At 71.5% G+C, this 25,514-nt stretch carries 21 protein-coding genes and 1 pseudogene; 15 read left to right on the forward strand and 7 right to left on the reverse strand.

Annotation, left to right across the window (positions count from 1 at the left end):
- The first annotated feature begins 120 nt into the window (after positions 1 to 120).
- The 3 genes from glnA to pspAB all read left to right on the forward strand — a co-directional run bounded on the left by glnA (position 121) and on the right by pspAB (position 3,351).
- Positions 121 to 1,530, forward strand: a complete 1,410-nt coding sequence (gene glnA / locus IE239_RS04985; protein WP_190148013.1) for a type I glutamate--ammonia ligase — start codon at positions 121 to 123, stop codon at positions 1,528 to 1,530.
- A gap of 235 nt (positions 1,531 to 1,765) precedes the next feature.
- Positions 1,766 to 2,686, forward strand: coding sequence for a zinc metalloprotease HtpX (htpX, locus tag IE239_RS04990; RefSeq protein ID WP_190148014.1), 921 nt, complete (start codon positions 1,766 to 1,768; stop codon positions 2,684 to 2,686).
- A 5-nt stretch (positions 2,687 to 2,691) separates the two neighbouring features.
- Positions 2,692 to 3,351: a PspA-associated protein PspAB gene (pspAB, locus tag IE239_RS04995; protein WP_190148015.1), complete on the forward strand. Its 660-nt coding sequence runs from the start codon at positions 2,692 to 2,694 to the stop codon at positions 3,349 to 3,351.
- A gap of 54 nt (positions 3,352 to 3,405) precedes the next feature.
- Here the strand turns inward: pspAB and IE239_RS05000 are convergent, their stop codons facing one another.
- Positions 3,406 to 3,693, reverse strand: a complete 288-nt coding sequence (locus IE239_RS05000; protein WP_190148016.1) for a hypothetical protein — start codon at positions 3,691 to 3,693, stop codon at positions 3,406 to 3,408.
- A gap of 363 nt (positions 3,694 to 4,056) precedes the next feature.
- On the reverse strand, positions 4,057 to 4,371 hold the full coding sequence (locus IE239_RS05005; RefSeq protein WP_190148017.1) for a hypothetical protein: 315 nt from the start codon (positions 4,369 to 4,371) through the stop codon (positions 4,057 to 4,059).
- Between the two features lie 141 nt (positions 4,372 to 4,512).
- Between IE239_RS05005 and IE239_RS05010 the strand changes: the two genes are divergently transcribed.
- The 9 genes from IE239_RS05010 (at position 4,513) to IE239_RS05045 (ending at position 13,121) form a co-directional block, all read left to right on the forward strand.
- Positions 4,513 to 4,872 (forward strand): ArsC/Spx/MgsR family protein, encoded by a 360-nt coding sequence (locus tag IE239_RS05010; RefSeq protein ID WP_190148018.1) that lies wholly within the window; start codon positions 4,513 to 4,515, stop codon positions 4,870 to 4,872.
- A 240-nt stretch (positions 4,873 to 5,112) separates the two neighbouring features.
- Complete coding sequence (locus IE239_RS05015; protein ID WP_190148019.1) at positions 5,113 to 5,826, forward strand: SCO2207 family protein; 714 nt, start codon at positions 5,113 to 5,115, stop codon at positions 5,824 to 5,826.
- Positions 5,827 to 6,236: 410 nt separating this feature from the next.
- Entirely contained in the window at positions 6,237 to 7,268 is a 1,032-nt protein-coding gene (gene glnII, locus IE239_RS05020) for a glutamine synthetase (protein ID WP_190148020.1), read from the forward strand.
- A gap of 152 nt (positions 7,269 to 7,420) precedes the next feature.
- Positions 7,421 to 7,543 carry a hypothetical protein gene (locus tag IE239_RS42905; protein ID WP_268254489.1) on the forward strand — a complete coding sequence of 41 codons (123 nt, stop codon included), beginning with the start codon at positions 7,421 to 7,423 and terminating at the stop codon, positions 7,541 to 7,543.
- Positions 7,544 to 7,659: 116 nt separating this feature from the next.
- Positions 7,660 to 8,313, forward strand: coding sequence for a winged helix-turn-helix domain-containing protein (locus tag IE239_RS05025; protein WP_190148021.1), 654 nt, complete (start codon positions 7,660 to 7,662; stop codon positions 8,311 to 8,313).
- Between the two features lie 67 nt (positions 8,314 to 8,380).
- Positions 8,381 to 9,418 carry an NAD-dependent epimerase/dehydratase family protein gene (locus IE239_RS05030; RefSeq protein WP_190148022.1) on the forward strand — a complete coding sequence of 346 codons (1,038 nt, stop codon included), beginning with the start codon at positions 8,381 to 8,383 and terminating at the stop codon, positions 9,416 to 9,418.
- 53 nt (positions 9,419 to 9,471) lie between these two features.
- A complete protein-coding gene (locus IE239_RS05035) occupies positions 9,472 to 10,758 on the forward strand; it encodes a sensor histidine kinase (RefSeq protein ID WP_190148023.1) in 1,287 nt (428 codons plus the stop codon).
- Positions 10,743 to 11,399, forward strand: a complete 657-nt coding sequence (locus IE239_RS05040; protein WP_190148024.1) for a LuxR C-terminal-related transcriptional regulator — start codon at positions 10,743 to 10,745, stop codon at positions 11,397 to 11,399. Before IE239_RS05035 ends, IE239_RS05040 begins: the two co-directional genes overlap by 16 nt.
- Before the next feature lie 177 nt (positions 11,400 to 11,576).
- The gene (locus IE239_RS05045) at positions 11,577 to 13,121 is read left to right on the forward strand and encodes a DUF1996 domain-containing protein (protein WP_190148025.1); all 1,545 of its coding nucleotides are present in this window, start codon (positions 11,577 to 11,579) and stop codon (positions 13,119 to 13,121) included.
- Positions 13,122 to 13,200: 79 nt separating this feature from the next.
- Here the strand turns inward: IE239_RS05045 and IE239_RS05050 are convergent, their stop codons facing one another.
- On the reverse strand, positions 13,201 to 13,614 hold the full coding sequence (locus IE239_RS05050) for a hypothetical protein (protein ID WP_190148026.1): 414 nt from the start codon (positions 13,612 to 13,614) through the stop codon (positions 13,201 to 13,203).
- A gap of 100 nt (positions 13,615 to 13,714) precedes the next feature.
- Here IE239_RS05050 and IE239_RS05055 point away from each other — a divergent pair, with 100 nt between their 5' ends.
- The 3 genes from IE239_RS05055 (at position 13,715) to IE239_RS05065 (ending at position 17,317) form a co-directional block, all read left to right on the forward strand.
- Positions 13,715 to 14,218, forward strand: a complete 504-nt coding sequence (locus tag IE239_RS05055; RefSeq protein ID WP_190148027.1) for a tetratricopeptide repeat protein — start codon at positions 13,715 to 13,717, stop codon at positions 14,216 to 14,218.
- A 175-nt stretch (positions 14,219 to 14,393) separates the two neighbouring features.
- A complete protein-coding gene (locus IE239_RS05060; RefSeq protein ID WP_190148028.1) occupies positions 14,394 to 16,322 on the forward strand; it encodes a hypothetical protein in 1,929 nt (642 codons plus the stop codon).
- A 305-nt stretch (positions 16,323 to 16,627) separates the two neighbouring features.
- Positions 16,628 to 17,317 (forward strand): TetR/AcrR family transcriptional regulator, encoded by a 690-nt coding sequence (locus IE239_RS05065; RefSeq protein ID WP_190148029.1) that lies wholly within the window; start codon positions 16,628 to 16,630, stop codon positions 17,315 to 17,317.
- A gap of 4 nt (positions 17,318 to 17,321) precedes the next feature.
- On the opposite strand, the gene IE239_RS05070 is transcribed toward IE239_RS05065, so the two are convergent.
- The 4 genes and pseudogenes from IE239_RS05070 to IE239_RS41810 form a co-directional block, all read right to left on the reverse strand.
- Positions 17,322 to 17,687 carry a 5-carboxymethyl-2-hydroxymuconate Delta-isomerase gene (locus tag IE239_RS05070; RefSeq protein WP_190148030.1) on the reverse strand — a complete coding sequence of 122 codons (366 nt, stop codon included), beginning with the start codon at positions 17,685 to 17,687 and terminating at the stop codon, positions 17,322 to 17,324.
- Positions 17,688 to 17,728: 41 nt separating this feature from the next.
- Complete coding sequence (locus IE239_RS05075; protein WP_190148054.1) at positions 17,729 to 19,372, reverse strand: fused response regulator/phosphatase; 1,644 nt, start codon at positions 19,370 to 19,372, stop codon at positions 17,729 to 17,731.
- Between the two features lie 85 nt (positions 19,373 to 19,457).
- Positions 19,458 to 24,872, reverse strand: coding sequence for a pullulanase-type alpha-1,6-glucosidase (pulA, locus tag IE239_RS05080; RefSeq protein WP_190148031.1), 5,415 nt, complete (start codon positions 24,870 to 24,872; stop codon positions 19,458 to 19,460).
- A 490-nt stretch (positions 24,873 to 25,362) separates the two neighbouring features.
- Positions 25,363 to 25,514 (reverse strand): annotated as a pseudogene (locus IE239_RS41810) (RNA-guided endonuclease TnpB family protein); the annotation flags it as partial.

A 25,514-nucleotide genomic window follows, 5' to 3' on the forward strand; every position in this document is an offset into this window, starting at 1 on the left:
ACAAATGGGTCACGCCCGAGAAATCACCGGTCCCTAGGGTCGACGACAGCGTGTGCCACCGCACTGGCCGCACGAACGAACTACCACCCCGGCTCGACGGCCGGGAGTAGGAGGAGCTGGATGTTCCAGAACGCCGACGAGGCCAAGAAGTTCATCGCGGACGAGGACGTCAAGTTCGTCGACGTCCGCTTCTGCGACCTGCCGGGCGTCATGCAGCACTTCACGCTGCCCGTCGAGGCGTTCGACCCGGACGAGGAGCTCGCCTTCGACGGCTCGTCGATCCGCGGCTTCCAGGCCATCCACGAGTCCGACATGGCGCTGCGCGCCGACCTGTCGACCTCGCGCGTGGACCCGTTCCGCCGCGACAAGACGCTGAACATCAACTTCTTCATCCACGACCCGATCACGGGCGAGCAGTACTCCCGTGACCCGCGCAACGTGGCGAAGAAGGCGGAGGCATACCTGGCGTCGACCGGTATCGCCGACACCGCGTACTTCGGCCCCGAGGCCGAGTTCTACGTCTTCGACAGCGTGCGCTTCCAGACCTCCGCGAACGAGTCCTTCTACCACATCGACTCCGAGGCCGGCGCCTGGAACACCGGTGCGCTCGAGGACAACCGCGGTTACAAGGTCCGCTACAAGGGCGGCTACTTCCCGACCCCGCCGGTCGACCACTTCGCCGACCTGCGTGCGGAGATCTCCCTGGAGCTGGCCGCGTCCGGCCTCCAGGTCGAGCGCCAGCACCACGAGGTGGGCACCGCCGGCCAGGCCGAGATCAACTACAAGTTCAACACGCTGCTCGCCGCCGCCGACGACCTCCAGCTCTTCAAGTACATCGTGAAGAACGTCGCCTGGCGCAACGGCAAGACCGCGACCTTCATGCCGAAGCCGATCTTCGGCGACAACGGCTCGGGCATGCACGTCCACCAGTCGCTGTGGACCGGCGGCTCCCCGCTGTTCTACGACGAGGCCGGCTACGCGGGCCTGTCGGACATGGCGCGCTACTACATCGGCGGCATCCTCAAGCACGCCCCGTCGCTGCTGGCCTTCACCAACCCCACGGTGAACTCCTACCACCGCCTGGTCCCGGGCTTCGAGGCGCCGGTCAACCTGGTGTACTCGCAGCGCAACCGCTCCGCTGCCATGCGCATCCCGATCACGGGCTCCAACCCGAAGGCCAAGCGCGTCGAGTTCCGCGCGCCCGACGCCTCCGGCAACCCGTACCTGGCGTTCTCCGCCCTGCTGCTCGCGGGCCTGGACGGCATCAAGAACAAGATCGAGCCGGCCGAGCCGATCGACAAGGACCTCTACGAGCTGGCCCCCGAGGAGCACGCGGGCGTCGCGCAGGTCCCGACCTCGCTGCCGGCCGTCCTGGACCGTCTCGAGTCCGACCACGAGTTCCTGCTGGCCGGTGACGTCTTCACGCCCGACCTGATCGAGACGTGGATCGACTACAAGCGCACGCACGAGATCGCGCCGCTCCAGCTGCGTCCGCACCCGCACGAGTTCGAGCTGTACTTCGACGTGTGATATCGCCCCAGGTCAGAGCGGGTTTCCGCTCCCCTGGGCCGTCTGTGGGCCGTCGGCTGTGCCCTTCCTCACCGGAAGGGCACAGCCGACGGCCCGTTTCGGGCCCCGCGGGCCCGCCTCCTCCTGAGGAACAGGACGATTCCTTTGCTCTCCACAGGGCCTTTCCGGATCCGTCCGTGGAAGGGCCGGGTGCACACTGGCATGGGGGCGAGTGCCCGACTGCGGGGTGGTGCAGATGCAGAGCCGTTTCCGGAGCGACCGGGGGCTGACCGTGCGGATGACGGTCACCCTGTTCCTGCTCGGACTGCTGTACGTGGCGTTCGTCGCCGCGTTGATCGTGTTGCTGAAATCCTGGCTGCTGGTCGTGGTGCTGATCGCCGCCATGTTCGTCGCGCAGTTCTGGTTCTCCGACCGGATCGCCCTGTTCGCGATGCGCGGGCGGGTCGTGGAGCGGGAGGAGTATCCCGAGCTGCACGCCGTCGTCGACCGGCTGTGCGCCCTGTCGGACATGCCCAAGCCGGTCGTCGCCGTCTCGGACATGGACATGCCCAACGCGTTCGCCACCGGACGCAATCCCCAGAACGCGGTGGTGTGCGTGACGACGGGGCTGCTGCGCCGGCTGGAGCCGGCAGAGCTGGAAGGCGTGCTGGCACACGAGCTGTCGCACGTGGCGCACAAGGACGTGGCCGTGATCACGGTCGCCTCGTTCCTGGGCGTGATCGCGGGGCTGATCGTGCGGTTCGCGTTCTACTCCCAGGTGTTCGGCGGGGGCCGCCGGGACCAGAACACCGCCGCCGTCTTCGCCGCCGTGATGGGGGTGTCGGCGGCCGTGTACGCGCTCAGCTTCCTGCTGATCAGGGCTCTGTCGCGGTACCGCGAGCTGGCCGCCGACCGGGCCGCCGCGCTGCTCACCGGACGGCCCTCGGCGCTGGCCTCCGCGCTGGCCAAGGTCTCCGGAGACATCGCCCGCATCCCCACCAAGGACCTGCGCACCGCCCAGGCCTTCAACGCGTTCTACTTCACCCCGGCCATCGGCAGGGAACCCGGCATCGAGCGCTTCTTCTCGACCCACCCGAGCCTGGCCCAGCGCCTCGACCAGCTGGGGCGGATCTCCGACGAGCTGGGCGAGGCCGCCACGCCCGGGAAGGCCGGCTGAACGGCATGGGTCTGCTGGACATCCTGCTCGGCCGGACCAAGCCGGCCGCACCGGACCTCGATCAGCTGTTCGCGCTGCCTTCGGCGGCGGTGACGCTGGAGGCGGCGTCCGGGTTCACCCCGACCGGACGGGGCGCGGTGTGTTTCGCCACCGTCGAGGGCTCGGCGTTCGAGCAGACGCACCGCGAGGTCCAGGCCCTCCTCGACGCGGACACCGAGCGCACCGGCCCTCCGGTACAGCTCGTGCGGGACGACTACGGCTACTCCTGGCTCGTCTCGCACCGTACGCCCGGCGAGCTGTCGGCGCTGGTCAACGATCTGCACGCGGTGAACAGCGCGATGGAGGTCAACGGTTTTGGGCCGCAACTGCTGTGCTCCCTGGCCGGGTTCGAGGAACGGGCCGCGGGAAGTGCGGGAGGCGGCGCCGTCGGCGATGCGGGGGACGACGCCGTCGGCGATGCGGGAGGCGGTGCCGCGGGGCGGCGGCTGGGGCTCGTGTATCTGTACAAGCGCGGTTCGTTCTACCCGTTCGCGCCGCTGCCCGGCGCGGGTCAGCGGCGCGACAACGCGCTGGAGTTGCAGGTGAAGGCCGTTCTCGCGAACGACCTGAAGATCGAGCAGGACCTGAGCCGCTGGTTCCCGGTGTGGGGCGCCCCGGGCCTGTAGGGCGCCCCGGGACCGGCGGCCGGTTCCGGGGCGCCGGTCAGTTCCGCGTCGGCGTCACCTGCCGCGCTCGCGCTCCTGGCGGCGGGACTCCAGGGGGCGTTCGCGACGGTAGCGGCGTTCCCACTTGGCCTGCGTGTCACGGCGCTCACGGTAGGCCTTGTACGAGGTGGGCGCGGGTGCCGCGCTCGGGGCGGACCCGGCGGGCCCGGCGGACGGCGACGACGTCCCGAGCCCGAAGCGCACGTACAGGAAGAGCACCGCGACGGCGGCGAGCCAGTACAGCGGGTTTCCGAATCCCAGGACCACCAGGACGACGGCCCCGGAGAGAACGACGGTGCCCATGGCGTGCCTCCTTCCCGGGCAGGGCGGACGGTGACCGAGCGTTGCGACAGGGGCGGTTCGGTCTCTCCAGAGTAGGGAAACGGTCACTCACCGTGCATCTCGTTTTCCCCGCCGCCCCGGAGGGGAGGGGGTCGGCTTATGCGGCCCGACGGCGGGCGGGAAGGCTCAGCCTGGCGGCGGGCGGGGTGCGGCCCCGTGGGAGCGTGGATCACCCGCCCGGTGCGGCCGTCACCGCGACCGCCGTGCCCGGGGCCGTGCGGCCGGCGTCGGCACTCCGGCGTGAGCGCGGTGCCGGGCGCCGTCCTCGCGACGGCACCCGGCACCCGGCTCAGTGACTCAGTGACTCACCGGCTCAGCGCGGACTCACCGGCTGTAGCGCATCAGTGCCCGCACCATGTGGCACGTCGTGTCCGACGGCGGGTGGACGCCGATCAGCTGTGCCGTGCTGCGGATCTTCTCGTTGCGGGCCTGGTTCGGCATGTAGACGCCGAGGTCGAGCAGCGCGATGGCAAGACGCATCGCCTTGAGACGACGGTTGTGCGTGACGTACCACTCGCGAGGCCGCCCGGGCGGCAACTGCCGCTTCTCGACGGGTGCGCAGGGCAGGTCGAGTGGGACGGAACGCTTCGCGGTGGACTGGGTCGCGGACGGCTTCGGCTTCAGTGCGGCAGCGGGCACAGGCATCCTCCTGTCGCGGTCAGGGTCCGACCCGGCACCTCCGGCGGACCCTCGAACACTGCTTCCATTCTACTGTCCCCCACTGACAAAAGCCCCTGATCACATGGGCTTTGGGGCCGTATTCGGGCTACCGTGACAGGCATGGAGATCTGGATCAACCCCGCCTGTTCCAAGTGCCGCAGCGCCCTCACGCTCCTCGACGCAGAGGGCGCCGACTACACCGTCCGCCGCTATCTGGAGGACGTGCCGAGCGAGGACGAGATCGAGGAGGTGCTCGACCGTCTCGGACTGGAGCCCTGGGACATCGCCCGCACCCAGGAGGCCGCCGCCGGGGAACTCGGACTGAAGGACTGGGCGCGGGACGCGAGCACACGCGGACGCTGGATCGGCGCCCTGGCCGCCCACCCCGCGCTCATCCAGCGCCCGATCATCACCGCGGACGACGGCACCGCGCTCGTGGCCCGCACGGACGAGGCCGTACGGGACGCCCTGTCCCGCTGAGCCTGTCCCACTGAGCCCTGCCCCGTGAGCCCTGCCCGGCGGCCGACCGTCCTTCGCGCGACGGCCGGCTGTCCCTCGCCCGACGGCCGACGGCGGCCTCCGCCCGACAACAGCCCTGCGCGCGAGGGGAGTCGGCGCCGTGACGGACGTCACCTCGAATGACCTCCGGCACAACTGAGCAGCCTCGTTCGGTATCTCGTACATAGCGGCGTACGCTCCCCTATCTCTCAGGAGGCGCGCATGTCGCGCAGGAGAACTGTCGGCACGAACAAGAAGATCGCGCTGCTCGTCAGCGCGGCAGCGGTCGCGGGCGCCGGGGCCTTCGTGATGGCCAACACCTCGAACGCCGCCCAGACACCGCAGAACGCGACGCCGCTGTCGGCGGCGAACTCGACGGTCTGTCAGGGACTCGCCACCGCTCTCGGCAACAACCAGAAGTTCATCGACGGCCAGCGGGCCGCTCCGGACGCGCAGTCCGAGGCCCGCATCGCCAACCGCGAGGCCGTCATCGCTCAGATCAAGGTCCAGCAGAAGGCGTCCGGGTGCGCCGTCGGGGAGTCGGCTCAGGACTCCCAGACGGGCGGCTCCCAGGCGCCCCAGCCCTCGCAGGCGGCCTCGGCCCCCGCGGGAAACGCCGGAAACAACGGAAACAACGGAAACAACGGCAGCGGTGGCAACGCGGGAAACGGCGGTGCCGCCGCCTCCGGCCGCCAGGTCTGCAACGGTTCGACGGTCACCCTGTCCGGCGAGGCCGGTGCCCCGGCCGCGTCGAGCAACCAGTTCCCGGCGGGGACCAAGCTGAAGGTCACCAACCTGGACAACAACAAGTCCACGACCGTCGAGGTGACTTCGGTCTCCGGCAGTTGCGCCCTGCTCAACAACGCGGCCTTCGAACAGGTCCGTGAGCCCGGCAAGTTCCTCATCCGGCGCGCCCTGATCGAGAAGGTGGGGTGAGACCGGGCCGTCGCGAAACCCCATGAAAGAGGTCCTGCTGTTCGCGGCCACGAACAGCAGGACCCGCGGCCGGGTCGAGGAGGAACAGGCGGACGGCGCCGGGGATGCCCCTTTCCCGGCCGTCCACTCCCCTCGCATACGAGCCGCCGCCCGTCCCCCGACTGTCGTCCCGTGTGCCGCGCGCCCCCGCCCGACTCCCGGCGGCCCTCCGCCGGACTCCCGCCCGGCTCCCGGCCGGGGCCCTCACCGCGTGAGGCGCACCACAGGACCGCCAGGTAACACGGGGTTCACATTCGAGCAATGACCGGGAAATCGCCTGTTGACAAGCTCGGGGCATACAGGCGGCGCCCCAGTGCCGCAGCGCCGCAGCACCCGCAAGTGCGTCAGACACACCCCGAAGGAAGTGGCCCGTGACCTTCAAGGCTGAGTACATCTGGATCGACGGCACCCAGCCGACGGCGAAGCTCCGTTCCAAGACGAAGATCATCGAGGGCGCTCCCGCCGGTCTCGACGCGCTGCCGATCTGGGGCTTCGACGGGTCGTCCACGAACCAGGCCGAGGGCCACGCCTCGGACCGTGTCCTCAAGCCGGTCTTCACCTGCCCCGACCCGGTCCGCGGCGGCGACGACATCCTCGTCCTGTGCGAGGTCCTCAACATCGACATGACGCCCCACGAGTCCAACACCCGGGCCGCGCTCGCCGAGGTCGCGGAGAAGTTCGGCGCCCAGGAGCCGATCTTCGGCATCGAGCAGGAGTACACGTTCTTCCAGGACGGTTACCCGCTCGGCTTCCCCAAGGGCGGCTTCCCGGCCCCGCAGGGCGGCTACTACTGCGGTGTGGGCGCGGACGAGATCTTCGGCCGTGAGGTCGTCGAGGCGCACCTCGACAACTGTCTCGCCGCCGGTCTCGGCATCTCCGGCATCAACGCCGAGGTCATGCCCGGCCAGTGGGAGTTCCAGGTCGGCCCGCTGGCCCCGCTGGAGGTCTCCGACCAGCTGTGGGTGGCCCGCTGGCTGCTCTACCGCACCGCCGAGGACTTCGGCATCGCCGCCACCCTCGACCCCAAGCCGGTCAAGGGCGACTGGAACGGCGCCGGCGCGCACACCAACTTCTCCACCAAGGCGATGCGCGAGGGCTACGACGCGATCATCACCGCGTGCGAGTCGCTCGGCGAGGGCTCCAAGCCGCTCGACCACGTCAAGAACTACGGCGCCGGCATCGACGACCGGCTGACCGGTCTGCACGAGACGGCCCCGTGGAACGAGTACTCCTACGGCGTCTCCGACCGCGGCGCCTCGGTCCGCATCCCGTGGCAGGTCGAGAAGGACGGCAAGGGCTACATCGAGGACCGCCGCCCGAACGCCAACGTCGACCCGTACCTGGTGACCCGTCTGATCGTGGACACCTGCTGCTCGGCGCTGGAGAAGGCCGGCCAGGTCTGATCCCCGCTCTTCCCGGAAGGGGCGCCCGCTGACGCGGGCGCCCCTTCCGGCTGTCCCCGTGGGAGCGGCAAAGGGCCCGCTTCGCGCCAGGGTTGCGTCCAAGCCGTGAGAGGAGCCTGCTGCGACGGGCGGGTGTCTGCTTCAATGGGACCATGGCCGGCTTGCAGAAGAACACCGTGACGGGTCGCCATGACCTCGAGCCCTTCTGGCCCTCCCGTCAGCACCACGACTTCGACCGGGTGTGTTGCCGCGCGACGAACGCGCCGGCCCTCTGAAGCCGTACACCCCGGCCTTCGGCCAGCGCGCACGACGTACGTCCCCGACGAGCCCGACCACGCATCGCGGCCGTCGTTCTCCCGACGAACTCCTCGCGCGAAAGAGCTGACCTCTCATGGCGATCACTCGTTCCCTCTCCACCGCCCCCTCCCTCACCACCGGCGCCTCCGACGCCTCCGCCTCCTCCATGGCCTCCCCCGCTTCCGCCTCCCCCGCCGCCTCCCCCTCCACCGCTCCCGACGGCGCCGCCCGTCACCGGCTGCGGGCCGTCGACCGGGACGAGGTGGTCGACGTCGCGGACTTCCTGCCGCCGGGCGCGACCTGGCTTCCCGCACCCCAGTACACCCTGCCCGCCCTGCCGGGCAGGCCGCCGATGATCGGCTACCTGGTGCTCGTCCCGGCCGACCAGCAGCCGCCGTTCCCGCCTGTGGCAGTGCCCGGCCGGTCCGCGCCCGTCCCGGCCGGGGACGCCGTCGACCCGCTCGTGCGGATCGACCCCGTGCAGCGCACCGCCGAGGTCGGCGGACGTCGACTCGACCTCACCTACCTGGAGTTCGAGCTGCTCGCGCACCTCGTGGCGCACCCCCACCGGGTGCACACCCGCGACCAGCTCGTCACCACGGTGTGGGGGTACGGCCATGTCGGCGACGGCCGTACGGTCGACGTCCACATCGCCCGGCTGCGCCGCAAACTGGGCGCACAGCACCGCCAGTCGATCCGGACGGTGCGCCGCGTCGGCTACAAGTACACCCCGCCGACGGCCCACTGAGCCGGTTCCTCTGCCGACGGCAGAGCGCGGTTCCCTCCGCCCGTGCGCACCGGGCACAGTCACCAGCATGAGACTTCTGGTGCTGGGCGGAACGGAGTTCGCGGGACGGGCCGTCGTGGAGGCGGCTCTCGGGCGCGGCTGGGACGTGACGGTCCTCAACCGGGGGCGGCAGTCGCCCGTCCCCGGGGTCCGCTCGCTGAGGGGCGACCGCACCGCGCCCGGGGGCCTCGCCGCGCTCGCCCGCCCCGGCGAAGGCGACTGGGACGCCGTCGTGGACACCTGGTCGGCCGCGCCGCGCGCGGTGCGCGAGGCGGCGCGGCTGCTGCGGGACCGCGCCCGCCGCTACGTGTACGTGTCGAGCTGCTCGGTGTACGCATGGGCCCCGCCCGCCGGGTACGCCGAGGACGCGCCGGTCGTCGAGGGCGCCGGACCCGACGCCGGACAGATCGACTACGCCCGGGACAAGCGCGGCGGCGAACTGGCCGTCCTCGACGCCTTCGGCGAGCGGGACAGCGTCCTCGTACGGTCCGGACTGATCCTCGGCCCGTACGAGAATGTCGGCCGGCTGCCCTGGTGGCTGACCCGGATCGCGCGCGGCGGCCCGGTCCTCGCCCCCGGCCCGCGCGGTCTGCCCCTGCAGTACGTCGACGTCCGCGACCTCGCCGAATGGATCCTCGGGGCGGTCGGGAACGGGCTCGGCGGGCCGTACAACCTGATGAGCCGGCAGGGCCACACGACGATGGGCGAACTGCTGGAGGCGTGCGTGCGCGCCACCGGCTCGGACGCCGAACTGCGCTGGACGGCACCGGAGATCGTCCTCGACGCGGGCATCGAGCCGTGGACCGAGCTGCCCGTGTGGGTGCCGCCGGGTACCGACCTGCACGACGCGCTGCACGCGGCCGACGTCTCGCGGGCGCTGGCGGCGGGCCTCGTCTGCCGCCCGGTCGAGGAGACCGTCGCCGACACCTGGAGCTGGCTGACGTCGATCGGCGGCACGGCCCCGGTCCGCCCGGACCGCACCCGCAAGGGCCTGGACCCGGAGGTGGAGGCGAGGGTGCTGGCGGCCGCACCGGACCCGGGGGGTGTATCTGGCACCACCCCCTGACCGGGGGCTTCGAGCCAGTGACCGGCGGCCGGCGGCTCGGCCAGACTGACGGCATGAACACCAAAACGAAGAGGCGCGACGGCGGTTCGCGGACGCGGGAGATGGTGCTCGCCGCCGTGCAGGGGCTCGTCCTGGCCGTCGCGGTCTGGCCCTGGACGGTGGCGTGCTACGTCCTGGCCCTGGTCTCCCTCGCGCTGATTCCGCTCGGCATCGGTGTCTTCACCACCCCGTGGATCCTGACCTGGGCACGGGCCCTCGCGGACAACCGCCGCGAGCTGGCGCGGAGATGGTGCGGGATGAGCATCCCCTCGGCGTACCGGCCGCTGCCCAGGACCGCCAACCCGTGGAAGCGCACGTACGCGCTGCTCCAGGACCCGGCGACCTGGCGGGACCTGCGCTGGCTCCAGGTGGACATGGTGGCGGGGCTGGTGACCGCGCTGCTCCCCGTCGTCCTCGTCCTCTACCCGCTGGAAGGGTTCGCCCTGGCGGCGGGGCTGTGGCGGACCATGACGGCCGGGCCCTACGGCGCGTACGGACCGTACTGGTACGGCTTCGTGCCGGTGAGCGACCAGGCGACCGCGTTCGCCGCCGCCGGTCTGGGCGTGCTCCTGCTGGTCGTCGCCGACCGGTTCGCCGTGCGCGCGCTGGGCCTCCACTTCCGGATGACCCGCGGTCTGCTCACCCCCGGCCAGGCCGAACTGGCCGAGCGGGTCAAGGTGCTGACCGACACCCGGCGGGACGCCGTGGACACCTCGGCCGCCGAACTGCGGCGCATCGAGCGGGATCTGCACGACGGGGCGCAGGCCCGGCTGGTGGCCATGGGCATGGACCTGGGCACGATCGAGCTGCTCCTCGACAAGGACCCCGAGAAGGCCAGGCAACTGCTCGCGCAGGCCCGGCAGTCGTCGGCGGAGGCCCTCGCCGAACTGCGCGACCTGGTGCGCGGGATCCATCCGCCGGTCCTCGCCGAGCGCGGACTGGGCGACGCCGTGAGGGCGTTGGCGCTCCGGCTGCCGGTGCCGACGGAGGTGGCGGTGGAGCTGCCCGGGCGGGTCGAGGCTCCGGTCGAGTCGGCCGCGTACTTCGCGGTCAGCGAGATCCTCACCAACGCGGTCAAGCACTCCGGCGCCGCCCGGATCTGGGCCGACCTGCACCACGCGGAGGGCCATCTGCGGATCTCCGTCACCGACAACGGCCGCGGCGGCGCGACGATCGGGGAGGGGTCGGGCCTGGCCGGGGTGGAGCGCCGGCTGGGTACATTCGACGGCGTCCTGGCCGTCAGCTCGCCCGCCGGCGGTCCCACCATGGTGACCATGGAGATCCCTTGCGTGTTGTCCTAGCCGAAGACCTCTTCCTGCTGCGGGACGGTCTCGTCCGGCTGCTGGAGGCCTACGACTTCGAGATCGCCGCCGCCGTCGAGACCGGGCCGGAACTGCAGCGGGCCCTCGCCGACCTGGAGCCGGACGTCGCGGTGGTCGACGTCCGGCTCCCGCCCACGCACACGGACGAGGGTCTGCAGTGCGCGCTGGAGGCCCGCCGCAGGAAGCCGGGGCTGCCGGTGCTCGTCCTCTCCCAGCACGTCGAGCAGTTGTACGCGCGAGAGCTGCTCGCCGACGGCAGCGGCGGGGTCGGGTATCTGCTGAAGGACCGGGTGTTCGACGCGGAGCAGTTCGTGGACGCCGTGCGGCGGGTCGCCGCGGGCGGCACGGCGATGGACCCGCAGGTGATCCAGCAGCTGCTGGCCCGGCGGGCGAACGACGGCCGGGGGCCGGTGGACCGGCTCACCCCGCGCGAACGGGAGGTGATGGAGCTGATGGCGCAGGGCCGGTCGAACGCGGCGATCGCGGGCAGTCTGGTCGTCACCGAGCGGGCCGTCGCCAAACACACCGCGAACATCTTCGTGAAGCTGGGTCTGGAGGTCTCGGACGACGACAACCGCAGGGTGCTGGCGGTGCTCGCCTATCTGGACCGGGATCACTGAGCCGCCGACTGCGTTGTGGTGTGCGGGTCTTGAGGTCGTTTTGTCGCCGGGAGCTCTCAGGAATTTCCGAGCGGGGCTGAACACCTGTGAGGCGTGATGCGTAAGGGAGGAAGCAGCTTCAGCTTCACTCCTGTCGGGCGCCTCGATGCTGCCCCGCAAGGAAGTCAGAGGAGTTCCATGGGACGCAACATACGTAAACGCCGTTCGTCGATGGCCACGAAGGCCGTGGCAGCATCGGCGGCCCTAGCGCTCGGCGGGGGCGGGCTGATCTGGGCGAACTTCTACGCTTCGGCGCACGAGTCGAACAGCTACGGCCAGAACCAGACCAAGGCCGCCAACGCGGCCGCGCAGGTCGCCACCATCTCCTGCCCGGACGTGGGGCAGAAGCTGACCAACGTGCCCAACGGGGCCAAGCAGGGCGTCGCGAACGAGCTGGCCAACCTCGACAAGCAGATCACCGAGGCCTACGCCCGGCTCGCCTCCACACGCCAGGCACAGGCCGGTGACCCCGGTTTCGTGCAGAACGCGATCGTCGGCCCCCTCAAGGAGAAGCGCGCCGCCACGATCGACCGGATCCGCATCAACATCCAGCGCTCGGGCGGCCAGTTCGACAACTCGCTGAGCCAGCTCGCGGCCTGCACCACGCAGGCGGCGAACAACACCAACGCCGGGCAGAACAACGGCGGCCAGCAGAACAACGGCGGCCAGCAGCAGAACGGCGGTCAGCAGCAGGGCGGCCAGCAGCAGAACGGTGGCCAGCAGAACAACGGCGGCCAGCAGCAGGGCGGCAACGGCGGTCAGGCCGGCAACGGTCCCGTCGCGTCGGACTTCGTCGACATCACGAAGGTCCAGGCGAACGTCAAGGCCAAGCCCGGCAAGAACGGACAGGCCTCCAACGGCACGTTCAGCGTGTCCTGCGGCGTGAACGCGAACAAGAACTTCAACACCGACAACGTGATCGTGGCGCCGGGCGTGACCAACGGCGCGCACCACACGCACGACTACGTCGGCAACCAGAAGATCAACGCGTTCTCCAGCAACAACAACTTCCTGCAGGGCGGGACCAGCTGCTCGAACAAGAGCGACCTGTCGTCCTACTACTGGCCGGTGCTGCGTCTGCAGAACGGCACCCAGGAGTTCGACCAGAACCGGGACGGCGGTGGCAAGGAAGGCAACGTCGGCAAGATCCTGACCGCCCAGCAGGCCGAGATCAAGTACGTCGGCAGCCCGAAGAGCAAGGTCGTCGCGATGCCGCAGTTCCTGCGGATCATCACGGGTGACGCCAAGACCACCACCAACGGTCTGGCGAACGCCAACGCGCACTGGAGCTGCACCGGCTTCGAGAACAAGGTGCAGCTGACCGAGCAGTACCCGATCTGCCCCCAGGGCAGCAAGGTGGTCCGCTCGTTCGCCTTCCAGAGCTGCTGGGACGGCAAGAACATCGACAGCGCCAACCACCGTTCGCACGTGGCCTTCGCCGACGGCAACGGCAACTGCCAGAACGGCTTCAAGGCGATCCCGCAGCTGACGATGCGTCTCATCTACAACGTTCCGGCGCCGGTGATCCAGAACGGCCAGGTGAAGAACGCCTACGCGGTCGACGGCTTCCCGGAGCAGCTCCACAAGCCGTCCACCGACCACGACGACTTCATCAGCATCACGAAGAACAACCTGGCGAACAAGATCGCCAACTGCGTCAACAACGGCCAGCGCTGCCAGTGACACAGTGACCGCATGAAGGAGCCGGCGGTGGGATCTCCCACCGCCGGCTCTCTGCTGTCCGGAGAAGAAGGACCGGAGTTCAGTGACCCTGGTGCGCGGAGTGGTCGGTCCCCTCCTCGATGTCCCCGCCGAGCGTGGTGCGCAGCGCGGCGACCGTGGCGTCCTCGCCGACGGCCACCCACTTGCGCCCGACGAGGTAGTGACCGCCGTAGTCCTTGGCCGTGTTCATCCACTCGCGCAGGCCGCGGTCCGTGGCGAACGTCGCGAGGATGAACCTGCCGTCGGTGTTCTTGCAGATGGCCTGGCGGATCTCGTCCGTGTCGGTCTGCATGTCGGGTGTGCACTTCACCTCGGCTGCGAGGTGCTCCAGGCTTCCGGTCGCCACCTCGGGGATGGACGTCTCGGCCTTCCCCGAGCCGCCGGAAGAGCATCCCGCCAGCAGCAGCGCCGCGGCGGCGGCCGCCGCCGCGAGCATCGGTCGGGTCATCTTCATCTGTTCCTCCAAGCGAGAGCCTCGTCCTGGATACGGCTCCCGCGCGCGGTGCGCTCAAAATACCGGCGCCCGGCGGGGACACGCGTGCGAAAGTGGGCCGGTGAACCAAGACTGGGACGATCGCGTGACCGCCGCCTGGGCCTCTTTCGACGACTACCCGCAGGAGAGGGCGGCGGAGTTCCGGGCCGTGATCGACGCGCTCGTCGACGAACTGCCCGAGGGCAGTCCGCTGGGCCTCTTCGAGCAGGCCTGCTCCTGGGACTCGACCGGCCACTCGGACCGGGCGGTCCCGCTGTACCGGGAGGCGCTCGCCCGCGGCCTGAGCGACGTCAGCGGCTACCGGGGCAGGCGCGCCAAGATCCAGCTCTCCAGCTCGCTGCGCAACATCGGCCGTGCGCAGGAGGGCGTCGAGCTGCTGACCCCGGAACTGAACGCCCCGTCCGACGAGTTGGACGACGCCGTACGCGCCACGCTGGCCCTGTGCCTGTCGAGTCTCGGCCGGGACCGCGAGGGCCTGTCCCTGGTCCTCGGCGCCCTGGCCCCTCATCTGCCGCGCTACCAGCGGTCGATGGCCGCCTACGCACGGGCACTCGTGACCGACTGAACGGCCACGCGAGCGCGCCGCGGGCGGGCCCACCCGCGTGCCGAAGACGTGCCGGCCCGTGCGACGCCCCGGGAACGGCACGCAGCACGGCAGGCGGTACGCCCGGCGGGCCGGGCTGCGAGCAGGTCCGGGCCGGGCGTTGTGACCATCGCACGTCTCGCTCGTTCTGCTGAACGTGCAGCCACAGGATGTCGCCCCACGCCCCGCAGCCGGATCCGGCTCAGACCGGACCGTCGACGTCGAGGAGGCCGAAGCCGCTCTCGTCGAGCACTACCCGCGTCTCGTCCGGCTCGCCTATCTCGTGCTGCCGCCCCGCCTCGGCCACGGCCGGCGCGTCCTGACCGCGCACGCCCTCGTCCAGCGCGCCCTGCCGCGCGGCCGGTCCGCCGCTCCCGTCATCCCGGCCCAGTCCACCGGCCGCGACGGCGACCCCGGATACGCCTACGTGCGTCTCCAGGTGGTCCGCGCGGCGCTGGAGGCGGGGCTGCCGCTGACGTTGCGGGCCCGGCCCAAGCGGGCGCAGTTGCCGCCGCTGTTCCCCCTGGTGTGGGGGCTGCGCCTGTTCCCCCGCCCCGGCGGCGCCGACGAACTCGCCCTCGACCAGCGGCTCGCCGCCCTGTCCGGGCCGGCCCGGGCCGCCTACGTCCTGCGCGGCCTGGAGCGGCTCCCCGACGGCGATGTGCGCGAGGTGCTGACCGAAGCCGGCGTCAAGCGGGTCGAGTCCGCGCTCCGGGAGGCCGCCGGGGTCCCGGCGGCGCAGTACGCGCTGCTCGCCGAATCCACCGAGTTCGACCCCTGCGTGCTGCAGGCACGGCCCACCGATCTGATGCGCCGCCGCCGGCACACCAGGGCCGCGCTCGCCGCGGCGGCCGCGCTGGCGGTGTGCGGCGCGCTGGTCGCGCTGCCCGGCGACGGCTGGGGACCGGACGGCGCGGCCGCCCCGGTGTACGCGCGGAACCCGGCCGCCGAGGCCGCCCTCGACCCCGGGCGGCTGGTGAAGATCTCCCCAGCCGTCTGGAAGACCTCCGCCCGCACCGACTTCTCGGTGTGGCCCGCGCGCGGCGCACTGACTCGTGACACCACGCTGCTGCGCCGCGCGCTCGCCGTCTGGGCCCGCCCGGGGGAGGCCGTCCAGGTGTCCGCCACTCCGGAGACGCCCGCGGGCGGCCCCGCCGGCCCGCCGCAGCTCCTCTACGCGGGCGAGATCGGCAACGCGCGTGTGGTGATCCTCTACGACGGACTGCGCATCGCCCGCTACGCGGAGCCCAAGGACAGCACGGCCGGGGCGGCTCTCGACCTCGCGCGGGCCGACGGCGCGACCGGGGCCGAGGCGGGCGCGCTGGTGCTCGACCGGGCCGACGGCAACGTCCGCTATCTCACGGCCCCCTGGGTGACCAAGGCCGTCGAGCGGGATCTGTCGAAGCCGGGCGCCGGGTCGATGGACCTGACGCTGACCGACGGGATCACCTCGCCGCTGGCCAGCCCGGCCACCCGGACCGGCGCGTGCACGACGTGGAACGTGCTCGAGCTGACGGACGCCTCGGGCGGTCACCTCCTCAGCGACCTGGGCGAACTCGTCCCGGCCCGCCTCACCGCGGGGCCTCCGGGCTCGGCACGGGAGGCGTCCGGCGCGCAGGCGCTGCGGACCTGGGCCCCGTTCGCGTGCTCGCTGGCCGACGTGCGCGCGCAGGGCGTGCGGACGGTCAACGCGTGGGGTTACGCGCGCCAGCCGCTGCCCGACGGGAGCGGCTCGGCGGCCTGGGTGTGCACCAGGGCCGAGACCTGGCGGGGCGACGGGAACCGGGTGCTGGCCCAGTTCCACACGCCGGGCGGGCTGTTCGGCACGGCCGTGGCGAAGGCCGGCGACGTGCCCGCCTGCGGTCCGCGCGATCCGCATGTGCTGGCCGGGGTGCTGTGGAAGTCCAAGGGCGGCCACTGGTACCTCCTCGCGGCCGGCGACGAGGCGACGGCATCCGTGCGGGCGACGGGCGGGGTGCGCGGCTCCGGGCAGGGGAACCTGCTGACGGTGGCCGCGAAGCAGGGCGCGCAGGCGGGCCTGGAGGGCGAGTTGAAGAACGGACGGCCGATCATCGGGCTGCGCTGACAGCTCGCCGGCGCGCGTTCCCGCACACGGTTCGGCCGGCGGGCGCTCCCGGCAGCCGTACCGCGATGCCGGTGCGAGCGGGGTTTCCGCGGGATCCGGCGGCAGAGGGTGCCGGCGGGCGGGGCGGGGCGCCGTGACGGGCTGCTCACCGACGCCGTGTGCGGCGACCCGACGCCGATCTGCGGCTCGCGGGCGCGGAGTGAGCGACTCACGCCGGGCAGGTGATCGCGGAGGCGACGGATCAAGGGGAACAGCTGAACCGATCCGGCCCGTTCGAGTCCGGATTCGATCGGTAAGGTGTTCGTATGACTACCGGGGTCCGTCGCAGAATGGGAGTCGAGGAGCGTCGGCAGCAATTGATCGGCGTCGCCCTCGACCTGTTCGCCCAGCGTTCGCCGGACGAGGTCTCCATCGACGAGATAGCCGCCGCGGCGGGCATCTCGCGCCCCCTCGTCTACCACTACTTCCCCGGCAAACTCAGCCTGTACGAGGCCGCGTTGAAGCGGGCGTCGGAGGATCTGGCGAGCCGTTTCACCGAGCCGCACGAGGGGCCGCTGGGCTCCCGGCTGCTGCGCGTGATGAACCGGTTCTTCGACTTCGTCGACGCGCACGGCCCCGGTTTCTCCGCCCTCATGCGCGGCGGCCCAGCCGTCGGCTCGTCGACCACCAACGCGCTCGTCGACTCCGTGCGCCAGATCGCCTACGAACAGATCCTGTCGCACCTGGGCGTCACCGATCCGCCGCCGCGGCTGGAACTGGTCGTCCGTTCCTGGATCTCGCTCGCCGAATCGACCGCGCTGATCTGGCTGGACGGGCGGCGCATCCCGCGCGAGGAGCTGGAACGGCAGCTCGTGCACGACTTCGCCGCGCTGACCGCCGTCAGCGCGGCCTACGACGACGAGCTGCGCACGCTGCTGCGGCCCGTGCTGGGCGGCGAGCCGGCGGACGGGCCCTTCGCCGACCTGGCCACCCGGCTGATCGCCCTCGCGTCCTGAGCGGTCAGGCCTCGTACTTGCGGTACGAGGGGTCGAGGTCGCGGACCTCGGCGGACACGTGCAGGCTCACGCCGTCGACCGGCGCGATGTGCTTGCGCAGCAGTTCCAGAGCGGCCTCGGTGAGCCGGGCCTTCGTCTCGTCGGTCCGGCCGGCCAGCAGGGCGATCGTGAGGTTGACGATCGCCGGGCCCCCGTCGCCGTCCGCCGCGACGGCCCCGACCACGTCCGCCTCGGTGCGCAGGACCCGCGTCTTGCACGCCTCCAGCCGCGCGGCCGCCGTCTCCACGACGAGGGGGTGCAGTTCGAGCGCGAATCCGCGCCAGTCGACGTGGCCGAGCCCGGAGGAGACTTCGACGGTGATCTGCGGCATGGGCGCTCCTGTTCCAGTTCGAGAGGGCTCAGTTTAGGACCTCAGGAAAGGTCCTGGTCCGTCAGCCGCAGGGCCAGCATCGCGACGTCGTCCTCGCGGTCGTGGCCGAAGCAGCTCAGGAGCGTGTCGCACAGGGCGTCCAGGCCCGGCATGGCGCCGGTGGCCGCCGCGCGCAGCTGCTCCATCGACACCGCGAGGTCGGTGCCACGGGTCTCGATCAGTCCGTCGGTGACCATGAGGAGCCGGTCGGCGGGCTCCAGGAACAGCTCGGTGGGCGGCGGATGGGGCAGGCCGAGGCCGAGCAGCGGACCGGCCGCCTTCACGTAGTCGGCGCTGCGGCCGTCCCGGACGATCAGCGGCGGTATGTGGCCCGCGTTGGCGACGCGGGCGCGTCCCGTGCCGGGGTCGAGCAGGACCAGACAGACGGTCGCGGAGACACCGCGGTGGTAGAGCTGGAGCATCCGGTCGAGCCGTTCGGCGAGCACGGCCGGATCGCTCTCGTCGACGCAGTAGGCGCGGAGCGCGTGGCGGATCTCGACCATCACGGTGGCCGCCTCCAGGGAGTGCCCGACGACGTCGCCGACCGCGACCAGCACCCCCTCACCGGCGCGCAGGGCGGCGCAGAAGTCGCCGCCGATCTCCGTCTCGTGGGACGCGGGCACATACCGTACGACGACGTCGACGCCCGGCAGCTCGGGCAGCCGGTGCGGCTGGGGCAGGAAGCTGTGCTGCAGGGTGAGGGCGACGTGCCGCTCCGCCCAGTACATCAGCAGCGGCTCCGCGGCGAGCGCGGTGGCCTGGGCGAGCCGGGCCAGCAGGGACTCGCGCTCGGGGTCCACGCGGCGCACCCCGCGGGTCGGGGTGGCCACGCAGACCGCGCCCCGGCCGTCCTGGGTCGGGATCAGCACCAGACGGGCGTCGTGCTGCATCCCCGGCCGGAAGAACCCGGCCGGCCACAGCGGCGCGGACGCCGTGGTGATCCGCACCCCCGCCTGCCCGTGGGTGAGCCGCCGCAGCAGCGTGACCACGGCCCGGTGGGCGTCCGCGTCCGGCAGCGCGAGCGAGGTGCGGCTGCGGGGGGCGCCGCGGTAGAGCTCGTCGTCCGGCCCGAGGACGAACACCGCGGCGGGTGCGCCGGTCAGCCGGGCCGCGCCCTCGGCCGCCGCGTCGGCGAGTTCCTGCGGGGAGCGGGCCGACTGGATGGCCACGATCGCCTCGGACAGCAGGGTCAGCCGCCGGGCCGCCGCCTGGTCGTCGGCCCGCAGCCGCGCGGCGCGCACCGCCGCGCGGACCACCGCGTCGATCTCCCCCGGCGAGGCGGGCAGCGTCAGTCGGGCGTCGCCGCCCGCGTCCGGCGCCTCCGCCGGGTCGCCCGGGTCGCCGGGCTCCGCCCCGACCGCCGAGAAGTGCACGACGGGCACACCGGCCATGTGCGGCCTGGCCTTGAGCCGGCGGCGCAGTTCGAAGCCGCTCATGTCGGGCAGCTCCACGTCGACGAGGGCCACGTCGGGCAGGCCGCCCTTGCGCAGCCTCACGTCCAGTTCGGCGAGTGCCTCGTGGCCGGTGCCGACCGCGACGACCTGGTGACCGGCGCGGCGCAGCACGGTCCCCAGGGCGAACCGGCCGGCGGCCGTGTGGTCCACGACGAGGACCGTCGTGTCTGTCGGTCTGGCGTCGACGCTCATCAGGTCAGCCTCGGACTCGCCGGTGGAGCAGACCGGGTTCGAGGCCTGCTCCACCAAGGTAGTGCCGCTGTCCAGTGCGTCGTCGCTAATGCGTCGTCCGGGAGAACACCGCCACGGTGCGGGCCGGAACGGCGAAGGTGCCCGATTCCCTCGTGTACGAGGAGGAGCGCACCGTCGGGTCCGCGCCGGCCGCCTGCACCGGGTGCAGCCGGTAGCCGGTCCCGGCGAGCGCGGTGACCGTCTGTTCCTGCGCGTCGGGCGTCGCGTTGAACACGACGACCAGGTCGCCCAGCCGCATGGTGATCACCCCGGGCGTCTCCTCCTTGCCGGACAGCGGGAAGGACAGCGCCGACTGCACCTGCGCGGCCGTCGCGAGAGAGAACGCCTTCTCCGTCGTCCGGATCCGCAGCAGGTCGCGGTAGGCGGCGGAGGCCGCGGTGATCTGCGGGCAGCCCACCCTGACGGTGCCCAACAAGGGTTTGGCGTATGGCCACTTGGACGCGTTGTCGGCGGCCGGGGGCAGTCCGCGGCCGAAGCCGTTGCCGTCGGCGCAGTTCCAGTGGATCGCGTTGAACCAGTCGCCGCTGTCGAAGGAGTTGCGGTCGAGGGACTTCGAGCGCAGCAGGTCGGTGCCGGCCTGGGACAGCGCCGGCCCCTGGGAGAGCGCGGCGGTGGCCATGGCCAGGACCTGCATCCGGGAGCGGTCGTCGGCGGTGGCGCCGGCCGGCAGTTTGTAGGCAAGGGCGTCGAACAGCGACTCGTTGTCGTGCGCGTCGACGTAGGCGAGGGCGTCGCCGGGCGCGGCCGCGTAGCCGGCCGGGGCGCCGTTGTAGTCGACGTCGGCGCCGGTCACCTCCTTGCCGTCGTCGCCGGTGAAACGGTAGGCGGCGAGGTTTCCGGACAGGCCGACCTTGATGAGGTCCTGGTAGTGCAGCAGCCGGGCCTTCTGCTGTGCCGAAGTTCCGTTGCTCGAAGAGGAGTTGGGGTCGGTGTACAGCCCGGAGGCGAAGCCCTGCGCTCCCGGGTCCTCGTCGAACGGGCCGCCGCCGCGGACGGCGTCGCGTGCCCGGTCGGAGAACGTCGCGACACCGGTTCCCGCCATGTTCCGCTGGGTGGCCTGCACGAAGCGGGCGTCGTCGGCGACCTCGCCGAAGTTCCAGCCCTCCCCGTAGAGAATGATCTTCCTGCCGTCGACGCCGTCCCGGTCGGGGGTCAGCGCGTCCAGCGCCCTGCGCACCGCGAGTATGTCGGCCCTCGGGTGGTGTCCCATGAGGTCGAAGCGGAAACCGTCGACCTTGTACTCCTTGGCCCAGGTGACGACCGAGTCGACGACCAGCTTGCCCATCATGGCGTTCTCGGTGGCCGTGTTCGCGCAGCAGGTGCTGGTGGCGACGGAGCCGTCGGCGAGGAGCCGCTGGTAGTAGCCGGGGACGATCCGGTCCAGGACGCTGGTCGGCGCCTGGCCGCTCGCCGCGGTGTGGTTGTAGACGACGTCCATGACGACCCTGAGGCCGTCGCCGTTCAGCGCCTGGACCATCCTGCGGAACTCGAGGGTGCGAGCCGTCCCGTCCGGGTCGGTGGCGTAGGAGCCCTCGGGGACCGTGTAGTGGTAGGGGTCGTACCCCCAGTTGTAGGCGTCCTTCGCGGCGATCGCGGAAACGCATTCCTGCTGTTTCTCGGAGTCCGCCGGGTAGGAGGCGAGGTCGCAGCCGACGGTCGCCTGGTCGGCCCTGCGTTCGGGGATGGTGGCGATGTCGAACACGGGGAGCAGGTGGACGTAGGACGTGCCCGCGGCCGCCAGCGCCCGCAGGTGTCTCGAACCGTCGCTCCCGCGGTTCGTGAAGGCCAGGTAGGTGCCCCGGTCCTTCGCCGGGACGGTCGGGTCCGCGACGGAGAAGTCACGGACGTGCAGCTCCTGGATGCGGGCGTCCCGCAGCGGGACCGCCTTCGGCTTGGCCTGCTTCGACCAGCCGGCGGGGGCGAGGGAGCGGTCGTGGAGGTCGACGACGAGGCTGCGCGCGGAGTCGGCGGTCAGGGCCACGGAGTACGGGTCGGTCACCTTGTTGACGACGACCTCGCGCACGCTGGGCGCCCACACCGTCACGACGTAGCGGTAGGGCTTGTTCTTCCAGGATCGGGGGCCGGTCACGGACCAGACGCCGGTGGCGTCGTCGCGCCGCATGGCGACCGTGGAGCCGTCGAGTTCCAGGGCGACCTTGCGCGCCGTCGGCGCCCAGACGGACAGCGTGGGACGGCCGTCGTGGAAGACCGGGCCGAGCCGTGCGGCGGTCGCGCCCGCGTACAGGTCGTCCAGCGCCCCCGCGATCTGGACGCCGGTCGCCGCCAGGACGCCCCCGTCGACGGTGCGCTGGGAGGCGACGACCTGACCGGTCAGCGCCTCGCGCACCCGGTCCCGGTCGCGCGGGTCGACGGACCAGGCGGTGTGGCCCTTCAGATGCGGGTACTTCGCCTTCTGGGCGTCGGTGAGCGCGGTCCTCGTCAGCCGCAGCCACTTGGCGTCGCCGGTGAGCCTGCCGTCCTCGACCGCGATCGCGCCCTCACCGCTGTAGAGCAGCTGCGTGGAGGCGGCGGCCTCCGAGCCGTTCCAGGCGACGGTGTCCCGGTCGATCCAGACCGCCTTGGAGGTGGTGAGGTCCAGGGCGGCGGCGGAGCCGGCCGGCTGCGGGAGCAGGTGCTTCTCCTGTCCGTTCAGCAGCCACACCTCGTGCCCGTCCGCGGTGAGGTCCAGCGACCGGTCGGAGGCGAGGTCCTTGTCGTCGCCCTTGTGGACGATGTAGCTCAGGCTGGTGGCGCCTGCGGCCAGCGGCACCTCGAAGACCGCGCCGTAGGCGTCGGTCCGGGCCGGCGGGAGGGGCTCGGACCACTCGGTGGGGTTCGCGGCGCCCGTCCAGACGTGCAGACCCCAGCCGTCGTAGTCCCCGTCGGCGCGGTGGTAGTGCAGGACGGCCTTCGCGGTGTCCTGGGCGGGGTAGCCGGGCCTTTCCGTGACGACCGCCTCCTTGCCCTGTTCGATCCAGATCTCGCCGGTCTTCGTGACGTCGATCGTGCGGTCGGCGGAGACGTCCTTGTCGCCAGTCTTGTCGATGACGAGGAAGCCCACACTCGACGCGCCCGGCTTCAGCCTGACGTAGGCGAAGGCGCCGTAGGCGTCCCGGCCGGCGAAGGGGTGGCTCGCGGGCCAGGTGGTCGCCTCGCCGTCGGCGAGGTCGCCCCAGGCGTACAGGCCCCAGTCGGCGTAGTCCCCGTCGGTGCGCTTGTAGTGGACGATCGCGTAGTCGCGCGACGAGGCGGTGGGGACCTCCTCGGCTGGCGGCGTCCCGGTGGTGGAGGCGGCGGTGGCGCTGTCGGTGCGGCCCGCCCGGTCCACGACGACGGCCTTGTAGCGCAGGGGCGTGCCGGGGGGCACATCGGCGCCGATGGTCTGGGTGACCTTGTAGGGGGCGTGGTCGGCGGAGCCGAGCGTCCGCCACCTGCCGTTGCCGGTCTGGGCGGCGAAGACGACCCGGTCGAGCTGTCCGCCGGTGACGTCCGCGGCGAGTTCGACGGTGCCGGTGGCGCCCGCGGCGGGGGCGTGGAGCGTGACCGTCGGCCCGGTGGCGGGGGCGGCCGGCCTGCGGTCCGCCTTGAGGACGACGGCCGAACCCGCGGGAACGGTTACCGTGATCTTCCTGTCGGCGCCCGCGGTGACGGTGGCCCGGGTGCCGTGGATCCCGCGGAACGCGGTGTTCGCGGAACCGGTTTCGAACGTCGCGTCCTTCGACGTGCCGGCGTTGTTGAAGGCGACGACGTACTCGGTGGTGTCCTTGCCGACGCCGTTGCGGGAGAAGGCGTACACGCCGGGCCCGTCGGCCGCGTAGCGCTCGGTCTGGACGCCGTCGGTGAGGGCGGGGTTGGCCCTGCGGAGCGCGGCGAGGGACGCGATCTGCCGGTACAGCGGGGCGGAGGTGTCGTAGGCGTCGCTCGCGTGGGTGCGGGAGGTGCCGATCTCGTCGTCGTCGAGGTAGTCGGCGACCTTGGAGGCGAACATCGTCTGGCGGGCGTCCTTGTCGCCGCCGGAGCCGGTGAAGCCCTGCTCGTCGCCGTAGTAGACGACCGGGTTGCCGCGGCTGAGGAACATCAGCTCGTTGGCGAATTCGTCCTTGGCGAGGAGCTCTGCGTCGGTGGCCCTCGGGTTGTCCTGGCGCAGGAAGTGCCCGAGGCGGCCCATGTCGTGGTTGCCGAGGAAGGTGACCTGCTCGTAGGCGTTGGCCTTGTCGGTCGTGTACTTGTAGTCGTCGGCGAAGACGGAGGCGAGCTTCTTCGCGCTGCCGCCTTGGGAGGCGTACTGGCGGGCCGCGTCCTGGAAGGGGAAGTCGAGCGTGGCGTCGAGACGGCCCCGGGTGACGTAGGGGGCCGTGACCGACGTGTCGGCGGAGTAGACCTCGCCGAACATGAAGAAGTGGTCGCGGCCCCGTTCGGCCGCGTAGGCGTCCAGGGCCGTCGCCCACTGGGTCCAGAACTCCGTGTTCACGTGCTTGACGGTGTCGATCCGGAAGCCGTCGATGTCGAAGTCGCGCACCCAGCGCCGGTAGATCCTCTCCATGCCGCGGACGACCTCGGGACGCTCGGTCCACAGGTCGTCGAGCCCGGAGAAGTCGCCGTACGTCGTGGACTCGCCGGCATAGGTCGAGTCACCGCGGTTGTGGTACATCGTGGGGTCGTTGAGCCAGGAGGGGACCTTCGCGTTCCTCTTCGCGGCGGGGACCGTCGGGGTGCGCGGGAAGGAGTCCGCGTCCACGGCCGGGAACGTCGTCCTGCCGTCCGCGTGGTCGGCGTCGTCGAAGGGCTCGCCGTCCTTCGTCAGATAGGGGAACGCGCCCTTGGACAGGTAGTCGTGGGACTTCTCCGCGTAGCCGACGACATCGGCGGTGTGGTTGGTGATGACGTCGAAGAAGACCTTCATGCCCTTGGCGTGCGCCTTGGCGATGAGGCTCTCCAGGTCCTTGTTCGTGCCGAAGTGCGGGTCGACCTGGGTGAAGTCGGTGATCCAGTAACCGTGGTAGCCGGCCGAGGCGTTGCTCCCCGTGCCCTGGACCGGCTGGTTCTTGAAGATGGGGGCCATCCAGATGGCGGTGGTGCCGAGGCCCTTGATGTAGTCGAGCCTGCTCGTCAGGCCCTTGAGGTCGCCGCCCTGGTAGAAGCCCTTGTCGGTGGGGTCGTATCCGGTGGACAGCCGCGAGCCGGTGAGACCGCCCCGGTCGTTGGAGGGGTCTGCGTCGGCGAAGCGGTCCGGCATGACGAAGTAGAACTGCTCACGGGTGTCGTCGTGCCGGGCGGGCGCGGCGGCGAGCTTCGCGTCGGAGGGCGGCGGGGGCGGTCCGTCGGCCCGCGCGGCGAGCGGCTGGACCAGGGCGGCGGTCAGGGCGGCCACGGTGACGGCGGCCACTCGTCCGGCGTGGGCGGTTCGGCGCGTCCCGGGCGCCGGCCTTCTCGGTATCACAGGTGGGAACTCCTTGCGGCTGCGGCTCAGTTGGGTCCGACCCCTGCGCCCGGGGCGACTGCGTCGCCGGGCGCCCGCGCGACGGTATCGCCGACGCAAGCTTTACAGCAAGGGTCATGAAAGAACGGGAAAGAATTTTCATGACCCTTGCTCACCGGCAGCTTCAGCAGCTGGACTTGCCCAGAGCCGAAGCCGTGTCGGCGGCCGGGGCGGCGGCCGGGGCGAGGGCGCTCGAGCAGGGTCTGCTGCGTGCCCTGCGGGGTTCCTTCGCCCTCGAAGGCTCTTGCTGCAATTCCTCAGAAACCTTGCAGTGGCGCGATGTCAAGGGGTCGTCGGCCGAAAAGGGCGGAGGGCGGCGCGAAGGAACTGCGGGAAAGGGCGGGCGGACGGCAGACAGGACTTCGGCGGGGACGATCGTCGGGTCGGAAGATCCCGCCGTGCCCTGCTTGAATCCCACGTTGACGCTCTCCTCCCTGAAGGAAGGAGATTCTTACGGCTCGCGCCGTGAGACTTCCTGTTTCATCGCCGACCGCCCGCCCGGAGTTCTCCGTTGAGGTCTTACACCAGCTCCACAGGCCGATACCGCCCGTCCGGCGGCCAGCAGGTTCTTCGCCGCGTTCACGTCCCGGTCATGGGTCGTGC

The organism is Streptomyces humidus (assembly GCF_014649655.1).
Lineage (GTDB): Bacteria > Actinomycetota > Actinomycetes > Streptomycetales > Streptomycetaceae > Streptomyces > Streptomyces humidus.

Excerpts from the sequence above, each read along its gene's own strand:
- glnA (WP_190148013.1), top strand. The coding sequence starts at position 121 with ATGTTCCAGAACGCCGACGAGGCCAAGAAGTTCATCGCGGACGAGGAC.
- htpX (WP_190148014.1), top strand. The coding sequence starts at position 1,766 with ATGCAGAGCCGTTTCCGGAGCGACCGGGGGCTGACCGTGCGGATGACG.
- pspAB (WP_190148015.1), top strand. The coding sequence starts at position 2,692 with ATGGGTCTGCTGGACATCCTGCTCGGCCGGACCAAGCCGGCCGCACCG.
- IE239_RS05000 (WP_190148016.1), bottom strand. The coding sequence starts at position 3,693 with ATGGGCACCGTCGTTCTCTCCGGGGCCGTCGTCCTGGTGGTCCTGGGA.
- IE239_RS05010 (WP_190148018.1), top strand. The coding sequence starts at position 4,513 with ATGGAGATCTGGATCAACCCCGCCTGTTCCAAGTGCCGCAGCGCCCTC.
- IE239_RS05015 (WP_190148019.1), top strand. The coding sequence starts at position 5,113 with ATGTCGCGCAGGAGAACTGTCGGCACGAACAAGAAGATCGCGCTGCTC.
- IE239_RS42905 (WP_268254489.1), top strand. The coding sequence starts at position 7,421 with ATGGCCGGCTTGCAGAAGAACACCGTGACGGGTCGCCATGACCTCGAG.
- IE239_RS05025 (WP_190148021.1), top strand. The coding sequence starts at position 7,660 with ATGGCGATCACTCGTTCCCTCTCCACCGCCCCCTCCCTCACCACCGGC.
- IE239_RS05030 (WP_190148022.1), top strand. The coding sequence starts at position 8,381 with ATGAGACTTCTGGTGCTGGGCGGAACGGAGTTCGCGGGACGGGCCGTC.
- IE239_RS05035 (WP_190148023.1), top strand. The coding sequence starts at position 9,472 with ATGAACACCAAAACGAAGAGGCGCGACGGCGGTTCGCGGACGCGGGAG.
- IE239_RS05045 (WP_190148025.1), top strand. The coding sequence starts at position 11,577 with ATGGGACGCAACATACGTAAACGCCGTTCGTCGATGGCCACGAAGGCC.
- IE239_RS05050 (WP_190148026.1), bottom strand. The coding sequence starts at position 13,614 with ATGAAGATGACCCGACCGATGCTCGCGGCGGCGGCCGCCGCCGCGGCG.
- IE239_RS05065 (WP_190148029.1), top strand. The coding sequence starts at position 16,628 with ATGACTACCGGGGTCCGTCGCAGAATGGGAGTCGAGGAGCGTCGGCAG.
- IE239_RS05070 (WP_190148030.1), bottom strand. The coding sequence starts at position 17,687 with ATGCCGCAGATCACCGTCGAAGTCTCCTCCGGGCTCGGCCACGTCGAC.
- IE239_RS05075 (WP_190148054.1), bottom strand. The coding sequence starts at position 19,372 with ATGAGCGTCGACGCCAGACCGACAGACACGACGGTCCTCGTCGTGGAC.